Source organism: Legionella feeleii (assembly GCF_001467625.1).
Lineage (GTDB): Bacteria > Pseudomonadota > Gammaproteobacteria > Legionellales > Legionellaceae > Tatlockia > Tatlockia feeleii.
Genome location: NZ_LNYB01000085.1, coordinates 629,472 through 645,111 on the forward strand (window position 1 = coordinate 629,472; position 15,640 = coordinate 645,111).

Sequence of the window (15,640 nt, forward strand, 5' to 3'; positions counted from 1 at the left end):
GGCTCTCCCCCAAATGTAGGGGCACTTTAATCGGATTAAAGTAATCTAACTCTTTGATTCCGCAATCAAAAGAGGGTTAAAGTGCCAAGAAAAGATATTATCCTAAATTTACCTGGCTACTCAATAGTCAAGGTGACGGGAAACAATCCTGTTTATATACAAGTGAGTTATAACCGAGTAGTACGATGTATTTACTGCAATGAAAAGCGTTTAAGAAAGAAGGATAGCTTTGAACGCAAGATACGTCATGAATCGATAGGATTGCGTTATAGTTATTTAATTATCAAGTCACATAAGTTTCAATGCTATGGGTGTAAGCGCTATTTTAATCAGCGTTTTCCTGGAATAGGTAAATACCAGCGAGCGACAGAAAGCTTGCGTAAAGAGGTGTTTCATCATCACACAGAGGGCGTTAGTCAAAAGGATTTAAGCCGTCATTTTCATACAGGCAAATCAACGATAGAACGCTGGTATCATTATGGATATGAACGACAAGAGAAGCGAATTACCTCCCCTTTATGCCCTAGGGTCTTAGGTATCGATGAACATTCATTTACAAAGAAGCAAGGCTATATCACCACGTTGTGTGATTTAGGTAAACATAAAGTATTTGATATTGTTAAGGGTCGTTCAGGGCGTGATTTGGAGGGTTACTTTAAAGCATTGGAAGGTAAAGAGAGAGTGCGAGTTATCTGTATTGATTTAAGCAGTAGTTACCGTGCGCTAGTGAAGCGGTACTTTCCTAATGCCAAGATTGTAGCTGATCGCTTTCATGTCATCCGATTAATTAACCAACTGAGCATGCAAACCTTTCATCAGATTGATCCGACCATGAGGTATCAAAGAGGCACGCTAATGGCATTGAAGACAAAGCCAGAGAATCTAACATCATTACGCCTAAGCAAGCGCGACCGTTATCTGGAACAACAACCCGCGATTGCTGCCATTTATGATTTTAAACAACAGTTACATGAACTATTAACTCGGAAGCATTGTACAGCCAAAGAATGCAAACGCTTATTACCGCAATTCTTGGAAATGGTTAAAGAGCTAAGACAAAGTGCTTTTCAATCGCTTAGAACTTTAGGAAATACATTATTTAAATGGAGGGAGGAAGTCGTTAGAATGCTTCGTTTTACGAAGAACAATGGAATAACCGAAGGGTTTCATCGAAAAATGAAATTGATTCAACGAAGGGCTTATGGTTTTAGAAATTTTGAAAATTATAGATTAAGAGTTAGAGTGCTTTGTGGATAAGTGAAGTGCCCCCGGATTTGGGGAAGACCCGATAAAACCAGATGAATAAAGGGTTTTCTTGTGGACGAACCATTGAAAAATAGACTCGAAATCGTCTAGTATGACGTCAGCCATGATTTACTCCCGTGTAAATTGTGGTTAGCTGGTAGCGGGGGATTGCCGTCCCTCCTATCAGCGCTTGTACAACTGCATTGAAATGTCGCAAAATGCCTAATAATCTTATGGTATTCCGTGGTGAGTTGCAACTGAAAATTTAGCGTGTTTTCAGGAACTCACTACAGGAAATACTTTTCAATCCTGGATTTCACCTAAACTTTTACTTATCGCGGAGAGTGGATAAGAAGAGCAAATTGGTTTTTATTACTAATTCGCCTGCGATTCGGTGTAGGTACCTGAAATGGTTTTGGAGTAAACGCACACTGAATCAACGGAAACGCTATCCTCAAGACCCTTTTGTTTAAGTTGCTTTGCACAGTAAAGAAAAATATCCTTCGCTATATTTTCGTACGAGATGACATACTCTGTCGCGTAAATCTTGATCCTGTGCTTTTCAACCAGTACTTCTATATCAGCATAAAGCGGATCCAGTTTATGCAACAGAAAAGAGTGATCTAACGCTTTAATTTTCTCTTTCATTAAATTTTTTAATATGTCTGTATCCAGGATAAACCCTGTTTCATCTAACTCATGACCTTTTAAACTAATATCAAAATGCAAGGTATGGCCATGTATTTGAAATTCGGGACACATGTCATTCAGGTCATAATGATCTTTTCCACGCGTCTGCGCACGTCCTTTCTTCCAATTTCTCTCTGCTACATCTATCTTAAATGTTTTAGTAATAATATAGGTCATGATTGCACCCCAAACAGCCAGGTTATTGCATGATAGCGACTTACTTATTGACTCCTTTATGGAAATCGCTTGCATCGATATGTTTAGAATATAAAGAACCCCAGCAATATTGATTATCCCAGTACCCTATTACTGTTTCTTTGGTATGATCAAAAAAAACAACTTCATTTAATTTTGTTTTGATTTCTTTACCATTGAGAACAAAGGTTTGCTGAGCCACCCCTTCAAAAATACTAATGTTTTTATTAGCAGTAGGCACAGCTCGTTTTATTTGATAATCACTGACTTTATGATTGTCTTCTTTACCTGCAGACATTTTAATGTTTGAAGGCATATTCTCTACTGTGGCCTTATTGTCATAACTAAGATAGAGGGGCTTCATAATGTCTTTGCATTGGTCCTTAGTCATTACTTTCTCATTCGCTGTATGTGTATGGCTAAAAACGATCTGTTTATAAAATGTTTGAGAATAACCAGGCACTACGATTAAGCTAAGGGTAATGGTAGTGAACAATCCTGTTATTTTTTTCATTTATACACTCCTTGTCCAATGAAGAGTAAGGATAGGCTGCCCGTGTCCAGAACCAATTTGATTCTTGAAAGGTGCTCTGCCCTGTCAAATTCGCTTTACGAGTCTATTGTTAAAATATAGTCTAATTTTTCAAATTAGCGCCCCAGTGCGGGTTTGAAGAAGCCGGGTAGCCTGGTCACCTGGGTTGCAGGCAACCAGGTTGCTTTACGCTGGTTGGGGAAGATCTTTGGTTCGATTACGCGAGTTAATTAATAAGCGATGATCTCTTTGATAGACATCATCCCAAAAATGTAACACACCCTCCTCGTTGACCCAGGCTGTAATATAAGTCACACGAATAGGAATAGGATTTGCCAACTTAAAACTGACCGTACGTCCAGACTCTAATAGTTGTTTAATATCTGGCAATTGAACCTTAATCGAATCCTCATGTTTAGCAATTTTTTCAAAAAGAGTTAACGGGTTTTCCAAACGGACACAACCTGAGCTAAAGAAGCGCTTTTCCTTGTTAAATAATTCTTTTGCAGGCGTATCGTGCAAATAGACCGAGTGAGAATTAGCGAAGTGAAATTTAATTTGTCCCAAGGCATTTTTTGAGCCGGGATCCTGGCGAAACAAATAGGTGCTTGGGTTAATAGCGACATCAGACCAGCGAATTTTATTTAATGGAATTTCATTTTTTAATGAATCCCTATGAAAAACCCGAATATGATGTTCTCCCAGATAGCCTGGATTAGTCAGTGCTTTTGGTATCAGATCTTGCCTGACTATGGTGGGCGGTACATTCCAATAGGGATTGATAATAATGTGAGTTATTTCAGAATCTATTTCCGGCGTTGCCCGTGTAGGCTTACCCACAATAACACGTGAGGTTATTTTGGTTTTATGCTTACTGACATAACGTAAACGATAGTCTGGAACATTAATCCATATGTATTTGGGGGTAACCTGTTTACTAAATGTTTTCCAGCGCTCGATGTTAATATAAATCTGCTGCAAACGCTTTTGTGGGGAAATATTTAAGGCGTTCAATGTATCCTTCCCCACAATACCATCAGCCAAAATACCATGCCTTTCCTGAAATACCTGGACAGCCTTTTCCAATTCTTTATCAAAATAGGAATCATTCATCGAGGCAGAGGTTGGGAGCTCCCCTGTCTTTTGTAATCGCTTGCGGAGGGTGATAACCGCATTATCTCGAGAACCAATTCGTAATGCCTTATCCGTTACAATTGTCTGCCAAGGCTTCTTTACCGCTTCAAGATAAAGAGGAATAAATTTTTCCAATTGCTGATAAGGTGTATCCTGGGGTAGATTAATTTTTTCTGCATATACGTTGATGCTTGTTAAAACCCATGCAAAGCAGGCTAGTCCACCCCCCTTTAGCCAGTGCCGCTTACCAAACTTAACCATCGGGCTTATCCTCTTATACTTACATTCTGATATTCGTTAAGACAGGGATTTTGCGAGGGCGCCAGGGGATTGTCAAACAAAATTGCAGTGAATAGCCTGTGATTTACGTAGCCTGGTTGCTTGCAACCAGGATTTCAATTAATCCTCTCCCTTTACTCACCAAAATGACAAGCCAGTGACTCATCCCCCCAATTTTTTGACAGCAAACCTTCACGACGCCCTCCAAAAGAAAATGCTCACTCAGTAAACCTGTTTCCTGCGGCAGAATCTATATTTTTCCTTATTTATTAAATGCTTTTATATAAATCACAATGGATTATTAATGAACTAAATGATATGATGCGCAATTTATTCACTTTGATCTAAATATGGCAAATACAAAAGAGCTTCTATTACTTGCTCAAGCAAAAAATTATGAAAAACTTCGTGAGCTGATGACAACGCATCAAAATACCGTGCACCAAATAGCTCTAATCTATGCCTTAGACGGAAAGCATGACAAGGTGGAAGAATATCGAATTGTGCATCAGGCTTCAGTCCATGAAATCGCCAAAGGCTATGCTGAGGCTGGTAACCATGACAAAGTGGAAGAATATCGGACCAAGTATCAGGCGTCCGTGCATGAGATAGCCCAAGGCTATGCTCAAGGAGGACACCATGATAAAGCGGAAGAATACCGGATCAAGTATCAGGCCTCAGTGCGATTAATTGCCAGAGAATATGCTCTAGCCGAAAACTATGACAAAGTGGAAGAATACCGAATTCGGCATCAGGTTCCGGTGCACTACATTGCTCGAATCTATGCCATAGCCGGAAACCATAGCAAAGTAGAAGAGTACCGAACCAAGCATCAGGCTTCAGCCCATGATATCGCTCTGGGTTATTCTGAAGCCGGGAATCATCGCAAAGTGGAAGAATACCGAACCCAGCATCAGGCTTCAGTCAATGTAATCGCTCTAGGTTATGCTGTGGCTCAAAACCATGACAAAGTGGAAGAATACCGAATTCAGCATAAGGTTTCGGTGAGCTACATTGCTCGAGTCTATGCCTTAGCCGGAAATCATAGCAAAGTGGAAGAATACCGCACCAAGCATCAGGCCTCAGTCCATGAAATTGCCCAAGGTTATGCTGTTGCTCAGAACCATGACAAAGTGGAAGAATACCGAACCCAGCATCAGGCTTCAGTCCATGATATCGCCCAAGGCTATGCTTTGGTCGGCAATCATGCCAAAGTGGAAGAATATCGAACCAGGCACCAGGCTTCAGTCCATGCAGTCGTCCAGGGCTCTGCTTCGCTCGGCAATCATACCAAAGAGGAAGAATACGGGCTTAAAAATCAGGGCTCTATCGCTTCTAGCGGTGAGAGTTATACAGAGATAAATAATCAAAAAATTTTTGTTTACAACAAATTTTCAGATGTCCTCGCCCCCCAAAACATCCCGAGTATCCAGGGCGGCATCCATACCAAGTATACGACAGGCACTCCTCATGGACGCTTGCCTAAATCACAAAGAGCAGCTAGTGATATTAGCTCTACGCATCACCAACTGCAATTGACGCCGGTCTGCGACATGAGCCCGGCCTCCGGTTCTTTTTACACCCACTCTATTGTGACTCCTGCTTTCGGTGCAAAGCTTATCACTCAAAAGAAAGACATGGAATTTGCTTCACCTACCCTATTTATTTGTGCTGGCCGCACACTGAATGCACTTGTCCCCCTTACTCAAAAGACTCGTTGTACGTTAATTTGTACTGAAGAAGAGAGCATCCAGTTATTACCTTACCTCTCCAGCCAGATTGATTTACTGGTAATCAGTAAAATTGAGAGTAAATACTATGGTGTGTATACCGAACCAGGAAGTATCACAGCGCGAAGGCTTGCGGCCTTTTTGTTTGCTTATTACGCCCACAGCCCTCAGTTTGCCCTTTTGGACGATAATATTGCCAGCCTATCTTTCTCACCGGAAATAATCCCCTCTGGCACCTGGGATTCAGTAATGGATTTTTTAGGGCTTCAAGCGGCACAACAAGCAAGCCTGAGTGTTGGAACCTTAGGGGGCCATAAAAAGAGACCTGGGGAACTGGGTTCCAAATTCTTTATGGTCAATATGCAAATCATCCGTCAAAAGCTTCAAGAGGAAGAAGATTTATTCTGCCTCTTTCCTGAAGCAGCACAAGCAAAAAAATGGGGTGAAGATTATTATTTCCAGATTGTTCTACATTATCTCTTTGCAGAACAAAATATTGCTGGCTATGGCATTCTCCCTTTAGAAAAAATCGGTTTATTCCGTTCCAAACAGCAGAAAAATTTATTTGCTGCCACAGGAAAAAAAGCGGAGCTATTTGAACTCCCCTACCCAATTAGGGCTGATACCTCCCCGTTTTACGGAATTATTGAAGCCGCTATTAAAAAATTAAATCAGATTATTGAAGAAAACTACAGGCATCATGAGGATTATGAAGGCTCCATGCAGGAGGTTGATTTATTAAGCCTCCATGCTAAAGCCAATGGGCAGCATCTTGATTTAGTGCCGTCAAGACCTTCATGGGTTCAAAGTGCCGCTGAGTTTAAAACCTGTTTTGCTCAATTCATTCATGGGTATGATTTTGCAAGTACCACCCTGCGCAGCTACCAAGTTGAAGCCATTCAAGCAGCAGCAAGCTATACAGGCCCTTCAAGGCTTGTCATGGCGACAGGAAGTGGTAAGAGTCTTATTCAATCTACACTGGCATTGATGGCTTATCATGCCGCAGCCGCAAATCAATCCGTCTTTATTGTCACCCCGCATATCGAACTCGTCATCCAGTTCTATCAGGATTTACTCCGGTATAATAACGCTTTGCAACAGGAGAATAATCCTCTTTCAATTCCACAGCAGCATATCATCACCGTTTCCAGTCATATGAAAAGTATCAGCGCAATAGCGCTGCTTAAAAACCAGCGCATTCACCAACAAAGAGCTATCATTATTTGCTGTGAAGATAGTTTTAAAAAGCTTCTGGAAAGCCAGTCCATGATTCATCAGGCAGCTTTAATTCTGTTAGATGAATATCATGAGTACACCGCAACTGTGAAAAACTTGATTGCAGAGCTTCCCTCTGACGCCCCAATGGTCATTGCCAGTAGTGCCACTCCTCCCACCCAGGATTTCATCAAAAATACGTTGTATTCATTTAGTCTTCAACAAGCACTTAATAGTCATTTTCATGCGCCCTTAATTGTAGATACCATTAATATTCCTTACTCACTGGCCAATCTAAACCTTATCATTAAATGGCTGCCGCAAATCCTGAGAAATCAGTATCACCCGGGATTTCAGGAGGGAGTTACTTTGGCTGAAACCAAAGGCCTTATTTATTTAAAATCCATTGAGTTGTGTAACAAGGCACAAAAAATATTGCGCGAGGCAGGGTTAAATGCTTATGCTATTCATAGCGATAATGCGCTTTCTCTTGAAGAGGTAAAACAATTTGTCCAAAGCAATCAACCAGGCATTCTACTCGCAGTAAGAAAACTTCGCTTTGGATTTGATTGTCCTGACTTGGCATGGGAGTTTATTTTACGTCCTCCCTCTCAACAGACAGCACGACAAGACATTGAGCAAATGCTGGGACGAGTGATTCGCCACTATCAAGACAAGCTTGGCTATGTGGTCACCTTTGAGGATATTTACAAGCAATACATCCATCCCCTTATCCAACAACAGGAGAAATTACCTGCACTTTCCACGGATTATCTAGCCAATGCTGATGCCAAGGAATACCATCTTCAAGATGATAGCTGTGTGGTGGTGGATAACGACCTTGTTGAAGCCCAAAAATATTCCGCCAGATTCTTCCAAACTTGCTCACCACAGACGCGAAATGATAACAAATCATGCTCTGGAGGGGTGTTAGAAGCCGTGGATGGAAAGCCACCTGAAATTGAAACCGTACAAATAGGTTCTTTTAGTCTTCCTATGTTGGAACTAAGGCCCAAAAGCCCTACTTTCTTCAGTACTCAAGCCCAGTCCAATTATTCGATGATGAGATTACTTGCTGAGTTATACCAATCGGGTAACGCTAAAATCGAGGGAACAAGCTTAATTTTTTCAATTGATGAAAATATCCGAGAACCAATGTATCAAGCCCTTCAACAGACTAAAACACTGGAGGCATTTGATTTTGAAATAATTCCCCAAAAAGAAACCATTATACTAAACCTGAAACATGGTAATACGGATGCTAAAACCCAATTTTCTCTTTTCAGTGCAACGCTCGTTCATGACTACCTTGAGCATGACAATGAACCAAGGCCTTCTCAATCAAAGCGTACTGCAAGTCCTCTTGGCAACACCAAGAAAGCTAGAATGGAAGAAGATGAGTCGATGGTAATGGCTTTTCGCACCCATTTGAACTTACGGGTTCGAGATAAAGAGAACGAAATGGTTGAGCCTTTCACTATGCCAGATGACCGCCCTTATTTAACCCGTTGTTCTTAAAAAGCCGAAGTTTAAAAATTGCCAGACCAAGGTGTGTTTACAATCATCCTGGTCAGGAGTAGAAAAAATAATTGTAAAGAGATAGAGGCCAAGGGATATTAATGTCTGGCGATCAATATCTGGAGGCCTCTATGCATCTCGAAGTACTATACGGCTAGTATTCAAGCTCTTATACCTTGCTTCATCCCCATTGCTATTGGTAATTGATTGGCAGCAGCCGTACCGATATTCTTTGCCATACGCTCAAATACACTTTGCTTATAGGTATAGTCAATTACCTGGTCAATCTTGACGATATTACGAGCAATCTGGCCGCTGCTGGCAAAACCATCAATTAATCCACGATCTTTTGCCTGTTGGCCTGTCCAAAAAAGCCCTGAGAAGGTCAGCTCATCAATTTTAAGACGACTGCCACGCCCTTCTTTCACTTTTGCGATAAATTGCTGATGTACATCATCCAACATCGTTTGCAGAAGTTGTTTATCGCCAGGAGCAACTGGTGAAAAAGGATCTAAAAAGCCTTTATTAATCCCTGCTGTCTGCAAGCGCCGGCTAACGCCAATTTTTTGCATGGCATCAGTAAAACCAAACCCGTTATACAGTACACCAATCGAACCAACCATACTGGCAGGGTTAGCATAGATTTCCTCCGCTCCCGCAGCAAGGTAATAAGCAGCCGAAGCACACATATCAACACACACAGCGTACGTTTTAATATCAGGGTATTTTTGGCGGTAGTATTGCAGTGTATTGTACATATAATCAGCTTGCACCGCGCTGCCGCCTGGGCTGTTAATCCGTATGATCAGAGCCTTCAAACCCGTATTTTTATAGGCATCGTCCAAAGCCTTCGCAAAATTCTCAGCGTTACCACTGTCTGTGTCGAATATCGTGCCATTCACATCAATCAAACCGACATGCGGTTTGGCACGTAAAACTTTATCCTCATCTTTATAAGTGGCAATAAGATAAATGACAAAGGCAAATAAGAATAAGTAAATGACTCTCTTCACCCAGCGCCAACGGCGTTTACTCTTTTGCTCCTTCATAAATTCAATAACAATCTGGTTTAACAAGGTTTGGGAATCTGGATTCTCAGTCATCGGATTATTATTCATAGTTAATACTTGATATTGTCAAAAGAGCCCTCATTTTACGGGGTACTGCATCATTTAAACAATCATTTCCTGAAAAAGAGAGGTCTTTTATGAGAATGGACAAGCTTACCTCAAAGTTCCAAATGGCTTTAGCCGATGCCCAATCACTGGCGTTGGGGAGAGATAATGGTTTTATCGAACCGGAACATCTCATGAAAGCACTGCTTGATCAGCAAGGCGGTAGTTGCCGGCCTTTGCTAACCAAGGCTGGCGTTAATTTATCACAACTGCGAACCTTAATAGACCAAGCTCTCGATAAACTGCCTAAAGTCTCAGGTACGGGAGGCGATATTCATATTTCCAACGCTCTCGGACGCTTGCTTAATCTCACCGATAAATTATCTCAACAAAGAAAAGATAGTTATATTTCCAGCGAAATATTTATCTTAGCGGCTATCAGCGAGGAAGGTACTCTTGCAAAACTATTAAAGCAGGCTGGTGCCGACAAGCAAGCGATTGAAAAAGCAATCAATGACATTCGTGGTAACGAAACAGTGAATGATCCCAACGCCGAAGAACAACGGCAAGCACTGGAAAAATATACGCTTGATTTAACGGAGCGTGCAGAACAGGGTAAGTTGGATCCAGTAATTGGTCGCGATGATGAAATCCGCCGTACTATCCAGGTGCTGCAACGGCGTACAAAAAATAATCCCGTCCTCATTGGGGAGCCCGGAGTAGGAAAAACAGCCATCGTGGAAGGCTTGGCACAACGAATTGTTAATGGCGAAGTACCCGAAGGATTAAAAGACAAACGTTTACTGTCTTTAGACATGGGCGCACTCATTGCTGGCGCTAAATTTCGTGGTGAATTTGAAGAGCGATTGAAAGCCGTCTTGAATGATTTGGCGAAGCAAGAAGGGCAAATCATTTTATTTATCGATGAACTTCATACCATGGTTGGTGCTGGGAAAGCAGAAGGCGCAATGGATGCAGGTAATATGTTAAAACCGGCTCTAGCCCGGGGTGAATTGCATTGTATTGGTGCCACAACACTGGATGAATACCGTCAATACATTGAGAAAGATGCAGCGCTTGAACGCCGGTTCCAGAAAGTGCTGGTTAACGAACCAAGTGTTGAAGATACCATTGCTATTTTACGCGGTTTAAAAGAACGTTATGAAGTCCATCACGGCGTTGAAATCACCGATCCTGCTATCGTTGCAGCCGCCACACTCTCTCATCGCTATATCAGTGACAGGCAATTACCGGATAAAGCCATTGATTTAATCGATGAAGCAGGTAGCCAGATCCGTATGGAAATTGATTCCAAACCGGAAAGCCTGGATAAACTTGACAGACGCCTCATCCAGTTGAAAATTGAGCGGGAGGCACTCAAAAAAGAACATGATGAAGCTTCCAAAAAACGCTTAGACGATTTACAAAAAACAATTCAGGAATTGGAAAAAAATTACGCTGACTTGGCTGAAATCTGGAAAACAGAAAAAGCCACCTTGCAAGGCGCAACTCAAATCAAGGAATCCCTGGAACAAGCCAAAATTGAACTGGAAACAGCAAGAAGAGCTGGCGATCTCGCGCGCATGTCAGAATTACAATACGGTCGCATTCCCGAACTGGAAAAGCAACTGAATCAGGTTTCAACCTCGGAACCCAGTGAAACAAGACTGGTACGTAACAAAGTTACCGAGGAAGAAATTGCTGACGTTGTTTCCAAATGGACAGGCATTCCCGTTTCTAAAATGCTGGAAGGTGAAAAGGAAAAATTGTTGCACATGGAGGAGGCCTTACATAAACGACTCATTGGTCAAAATGAAGCCGTTGATGCAGTAGCCAATGCCATTCGTCGGTCACGAGCCGGCCTGTCTGATCCGAACCGCCCTATCGGTTCCTTTTTATTTCTTGGTCCAACAGGGGTTGGTAAAACAGAGCTTTGTAAAGCCTTGGCTGCTTTTCTGTTCGATACAGTAGACGCCATGGTACGCATTGATATGTCTGAATTCATGGAAAAACATTCCGTGGCCCGCTTGATTGGCGCCCCTCCTGGCTATGTAGGTTATGAAGAAGGTGGTTATTTGACTGAGGCTGTACGCCGTCGCCCTTATTCAGTGATCTTGCTGGATGAAATTGAAAAAGCGCACAGCGATGTATTTAATATCCTTTTACAAGTACTTGATGACGGGCGTTTAACGGATGGCCAAGGTAGGACGGTTGATTTTCGTAATACCGTGATTGTTATGACCTCCAACATCGGCTCCTCTCTGATTCAAGATATGGGCGCCAAACTGAATTATGATCAGATTAAAACCGCTGTTATGGATTTAGTCAGTCAGCATTTCCGCCCCGAGTTCATCAATCGAATTGATGACTCCGTGGTATTCCATGCTTTAACGAAAGAACAAATTGCCAATATAGCAACTATCCAAATTGGTTATTTGCAACAGCGATTACAGCAGCAAAATATTACCTTGCAGGTGAGTCCCGATGCATTGGCCCACTTGGCTGAGGCAGGTTTTGATCCAGTCTATGGGGCAAGGCCATTAAAGCGGACTATTCAACAAAAATTGGAAAATCCATTGGCTCAGGCTTTATTAACAGGCCAATTTAAACCAGGTGATAAAATAAATGTCATCTGGAAAGATGAACAATTGCAGTTTACCTGAGTTTGACAAAAGCAAGGCGTCTCATGCGAGCACGCCTTGCTTTTGCATTAGAAAGTCTATTTACGTAACCAATATGAACTCAAGCCTATTTGCCTCTTTCAATTCATCCCATTGTTTCAGTAAATCAGCTTTCATAGCCTCAGCATCTCCCCAGGCATCATACTTAATCGTGGCTTCTCCAGGTAAGTTGACAAAAAAATTCAGAGCATCAAAGGCAAGGTCATGGGTCTTGGTATCCAGCGAATTATTCAAGCGCTCAATAACATGACGGATTGCACTATCAAGAGCAGGATAAGGTACAGTTTGACAAGCTTTTAAGGGTAAGATATGAGCGCCTAAAAGAACGTGTTGATTGTAGATAGTCAATCTCTCTATCATTTTTTCCTCAAAATCAACACTGCTTTCTTCATCAATAACTAAATCACGAGGCAAGAGTTTCTCGATATACCGCGTGGTACCACTTTCTAACTCCAGAGATTGTAAACACTTAATAATTTCATCTCGTTTGATGGATTCTTTAGTGGCCAGTTTTGTTTTTAATAGTTTATCTAAAGTCTTTAAACCGTCTCTAACCTCTTCATCATACTCTTTTAATGATTTAGCTACCGATTGGATAAAACTAACATAGTGTAGTTGCTCCTGTATCGGCGCTGCCACCAATTTAGCTTTAGCAATGATAAGATCAAGATTGGAAAAAAAATCAGTATCTTCTCTTATGTAGGTATATCGATCACTCACACCCTCTTGCATCAAATACTGCTTATAAGCCCCGCAACAGACAGCAACAGTTTGAGCATCAAAAACATTTCCTTTCTTGATAAGTGCTTCCCTCAAGGTAGTGTGTAAGGCGCAAGAATTGACAATAGAAATATTAAAATAATCCTCAATGCGAGATGCTTTGAAAAATTCATAAAGATTGATCTGTTCATGTTCGAGACGCAATAAGCGATACATGAAGGCTCCCATCAAGATAGAAACAGCCTTCTTTACCTCAGCCTCCGTGCGCGGCTTAAGATCATTTTTTAATTGGCTAATACAAGCAATTTGGGAAAGACGTAACTCCTTAGGTATAGGAGTAAAAACCCAGGATGTTTTCTTTTTGACGTTTTTACAATACTCGTCCTTTAACGTTTCAGCGATACTGCACAGGGCAGAATAACTAGCAACAAAATAGCGCGATGCAAATTTATTAAAATCACCTTCTAATTGATCTGTTGCTTTGCATAGCTCTTCAAAAGATGGTGGCTCATACCCCATATATTCTCCTTGGCATTTCTTTGTCCATCCACAGCCACTGTCCATTTATTTAGTGGAGCTGCTCCCAATTCCTTGCGCTGGGAGCTTCTATTTTTATAACAATCTGCCAAAGAATTTGCAATCAACGAATGCTTTATTTGCTATTTGTTAAAGCGCAAATCAATCTGTGAAACCAGATCTTGATGAATATTACCAAAGCCACGGTTAGACATAATCAATACAGCATCACCAGGCTGTACCGCATCAACCACAGCATTAACAATTGCATGGGTACTAGGTAACACCTGATGGGGACAAATCCAATCTTTCACCACATTCGCCAGACTAAATTGCTCGGGGTTCAACACAAAGGCACCATCTACAGGTGCTAAAGCCTCTGACATAGCACCAACGTGCACGCCTGTTCGCATGGTATAAGAGGCAAATTCAAGAACAGCGAAAATACGCTGATGCCTTCCACTCTGTTTAAGTGCCTTAATGGTCTTGTTTATTGCGGTAGGGTGGTGTGCAAAATCATCATAAACCGTGATCCCATGACGATTGGATTTTACTTCCAAACGCCGCTTAACCGGACTAAATTCTGCCAAGGCTTTCGCTGCTGTTTCTGCATCGACACCGGCAAAAGAACTTGCTGCAATTGCTGCCAAGCCGTTTTCAACATTAAACTGACCAATCAACGGCCAGTTTACTTCCGTCACGACCTTCCCCTGATGCCATACCCGGAAAGTCTGACCGCTATCATCAAGCAACTCAGCCCGCCAAGTCGCATTCCCACTAAAAGCCAACTCATTAACAGTGGAAAAAACGCCCCGTGCAAGAACTTCGTTTAAGGCAGCATCATCACGAGGCTTAATAACCACCCCTTTGGCAGGAATAGTCTTTAAATAATAATGAAATTGCTGCTGAATAGCAGCGAGGTTTTCGTAGATATCAGCATGATCAAATTCCAAATTATTCAAAATCGCCACTTCAGGCCGATAATGCATGAGTTTAGGTCGTTTATCAAAAAATGCACTATCGTACTCATCCGCTTCAATAACAAACCACTCCCCTTCTCCCAAATTAGCACTGGTATTAAAATTAGGTGCTACCCCACCGATTAGGAAACCAGGTTGTAAGCCTGCCTGATGCAAGATAAAAGCAAGCATGGATGTTGTCGTTGTTTTGCCATGTGTACCAGAAACAGCCATTACGCGATAACGAGGCAAAATATTTTCAGCTAACCACTGCGGACCTGACGTACAATTCTTACCGGCATTAAGTACTGCTTCCAGAACAGGCATGCCTCTTTTGATAGCATTACCGACAATCACACAATCGGCCTTCAATGCTTGTGTACTGTCCTCATAACCTTCGGTCCATTCAATACCTTTTGCCTGCAACAAATCACTGACTGGTGGATAACAATTCGCATCACATCCTGTCACTTTAAAACCAGCATCCCTCGCTAATAAAGCAAGAGCACTCATAAAAGTTCCGCTAACACCCAAGATATGTAAATGCATAAATAGTCCTATCACCAAAATGAAACAGTTAAAATATTACAAGCCAATAAACCAACACTTGCTAAAATTGAAGCGAGATTATCCACTTCCAGAGCATGTTTATAGATATGAGCTGTGATTAAAAATTGCCAAACAGTTAATACCAAAGTAAGAATCAAATACAAAATTCCAAAAAATAAAACGAATGTTGGATTGATAGTTGAATTAAAAATTGGTGCCACCAACAATAAAGGCATAGCAAATATATGAACAATTAAATGGCTTACCAAAAGCGCAGTTAACGTTTGGGCAAACCGATTGGTTTTCCGATAAACTTTTAATAATACAAAAGTATAAATAAAATAGGAACAAAGCAAACTCAGGCCAGCAAAAATTGACGTGATTAACTTAAATTCCTTTTGTACATCGGTGATGTACCATTGCAGAATAATCAAAGCAAGGAATAAAAAAGAAACCAGCCCCAGTAAAAAATGAGAATAAGGTGTGTTTGCCGGTGTTTCCTTAAAAATGCAAACTCTCCAATAACGCTTAAAAAGCATGTCCCACATACCTGTGTCCTATC

Annotated in this window: 10 protein-coding genes; 3 read left to right on the forward strand and 7 right to left on the reverse strand. The window is 41.4% G+C overall.

Features of this window, described 5'->3' with window-relative positions; translation table 11 throughout:
- The first annotated feature begins 81 nt into the window (after nucleotides 1–81).
- Nucleotides 82–1,257: an ISL3 family transposase gene (locus Lfee_RS15135; protein WP_058447810.1), complete on the forward strand. Its 1,176-nt coding sequence runs from the start codon at nucleotides 82–84 to the stop codon at nucleotides 1,255–1,257.
- Nucleotides 1,258–1,620: 363 nt separating this feature from the next.
- On the opposite strand, the gene Lfee_RS15140 is transcribed toward Lfee_RS15135, so the two are convergent.
- The 3 genes from Lfee_RS15140 to Lfee_RS15150 form a co-directional block, all read right to left on the reverse strand.
- The gene (locus tag Lfee_RS15140; RefSeq protein ID WP_058447811.1) at nucleotides 1,621–2,112 is read right to left on the reverse strand and encodes a 6-pyruvoyl trahydropterin synthase family protein; all 492 of its coding nucleotides are present in this window, start codon (nucleotides 2,110–2,112) and stop codon (nucleotides 1,621–1,623) included.
- A gap of 40 nt (nucleotides 2,113–2,152) precedes the next feature.
- On the reverse strand, nucleotides 2,153–2,644 hold the full coding sequence (locus Lfee_RS15145; protein WP_058447812.1) for a hypothetical protein: 492 nt from the start codon (nucleotides 2,642–2,644) through the stop codon (nucleotides 2,153–2,155).
- A gap of 204 nt (nucleotides 2,645–2,848) precedes the next feature.
- Nucleotides 2,849–4,057: a L,D-transpeptidase family protein gene (locus tag Lfee_RS15150; protein ID WP_058447813.1), complete on the reverse strand. Its 1,209-nt coding sequence runs from the start codon at nucleotides 4,055–4,057 to the stop codon at nucleotides 2,849–2,851.
- A gap of 368 nt (nucleotides 4,058–4,425) precedes the next feature.
- Here Lfee_RS15150 and Lfee_RS15155 point away from each other — a divergent pair, with 368 nt between their 5' ends.
- Complete coding sequence (locus tag Lfee_RS15155; protein ID WP_058447814.1) at nucleotides 4,426–8,538, forward strand: DEAD/DEAH box helicase family protein; 4,113 nt, start codon at nucleotides 4,426–4,428, stop codon at nucleotides 8,536–8,538.
- Between the two features lie 161 nt (nucleotides 8,539–8,699).
- Here Lfee_RS15155 and Lfee_RS15160 read toward each other — a convergent pair whose 3' ends face one another.
- On the reverse strand, nucleotides 8,700–9,656 hold the full coding sequence (locus Lfee_RS15160; RefSeq protein WP_058447815.1) for a S49 family peptidase: 957 nt from the start codon (nucleotides 9,654–9,656) through the stop codon (nucleotides 8,700–8,702).
- Nucleotides 9,657–9,745: 89 nt separating this feature from the next.
- Between Lfee_RS15160 and clpB the strand changes: the two genes are divergently transcribed.
- Nucleotides 9,746–12,316, forward strand: a complete 2,571-nt coding sequence (gene clpB / locus Lfee_RS15165) for an ATP-dependent chaperone ClpB (RefSeq protein ID WP_058447816.1) — start codon at nucleotides 9,746–9,748, stop codon at nucleotides 12,314–12,316.
- Nucleotides 12,317–12,376: 60 nt separating this feature from the next.
- Here clpB and Lfee_RS15170 read toward each other — a convergent pair whose 3' ends face one another.
- The 3 genes from Lfee_RS15170 to Lfee_RS15180 form a co-directional block, all read right to left on the reverse strand.
- Nucleotides 12,377–13,573, reverse strand: coding sequence for a hypothetical protein (locus Lfee_RS15170; RefSeq protein ID WP_058447817.1), 1,197 nt, complete (start codon nucleotides 13,571–13,573; stop codon nucleotides 12,377–12,379).
- Nucleotides 13,574–13,713: 140 nt separating this feature from the next.
- The gene (gene mpl / locus Lfee_RS15175; protein WP_058447818.1) at nucleotides 13,714–15,078 is read right to left on the reverse strand and encodes a UDP-N-acetylmuramate:L-alanyl-gamma-D-glutamyl-meso-diaminopimelate ligase; all 1,365 of its coding nucleotides are present in this window, start codon (nucleotides 15,076–15,078) and stop codon (nucleotides 13,714–13,716) included.
- A gap of 11 nt (nucleotides 15,079–15,089) precedes the next feature.
- Nucleotides 15,090–15,626, reverse strand: a complete 537-nt coding sequence (locus tag Lfee_RS15180; protein WP_058447819.1) for a hypothetical protein — start codon at nucleotides 15,624–15,626, stop codon at nucleotides 15,090–15,092.
- Nucleotides 15,627–15,640 lie beyond the last annotated feature (14 nt).

Excerpts from the sequence above, each read along its gene's own strand:
- Lfee_RS15140 (WP_058447811.1), bottom strand. The coding sequence starts at position 2,112 with ATGACCTATATTATTACTAAAACATTTAAGATAGATGTAGCAGAGAGA.
- Lfee_RS15145 (WP_058447812.1), bottom strand. The coding sequence starts at position 2,644 with ATGAAAAAAATAACAGGATTGTTCACTACCATTACCCTTAGCTTAATC.
- Lfee_RS15150 (WP_058447813.1), bottom strand. The coding sequence starts at position 4,057 with ATGGTTAAGTTTGGTAAGCGGCACTGGCTAAAGGGGGGTGGACTAGCC.
- Lfee_RS15155 (WP_058447814.1), top strand. The coding sequence starts at position 4,426 with ATGGCAAATACAAAAGAGCTTCTATTACTTGCTCAAGCAAAAAATTAT.
- Lfee_RS15160 (WP_058447815.1), bottom strand. The coding sequence starts at position 9,656 with ATGAATAATAATCCGATGACTGAGAATCCAGATTCCCAAACCTTGTTA.
- clpB (WP_058447816.1), top strand. The coding sequence starts at position 9,746 with ATGAGAATGGACAAGCTTACCTCAAAGTTCCAAATGGCTTTAGCCGAT.
- Lfee_RS15170 (WP_058447817.1), bottom strand. The coding sequence starts at position 13,573 with ATGGGGTATGAGCCACCATCTTTTGAAGAGCTATGCAAAGCAACAGAT.
- mpl (WP_058447818.1), bottom strand. The coding sequence starts at position 15,078 with ATGCATTTACATATCTTGGGTGTTAGCGGAACTTTTATGAGTGCTCTT.
- Lfee_RS15180 (WP_058447819.1), bottom strand. The coding sequence starts at position 15,626 with ATGTGGGACATGCTTTTTAAGCGTTATTGGAGAGTTTGCATTTTTAAG.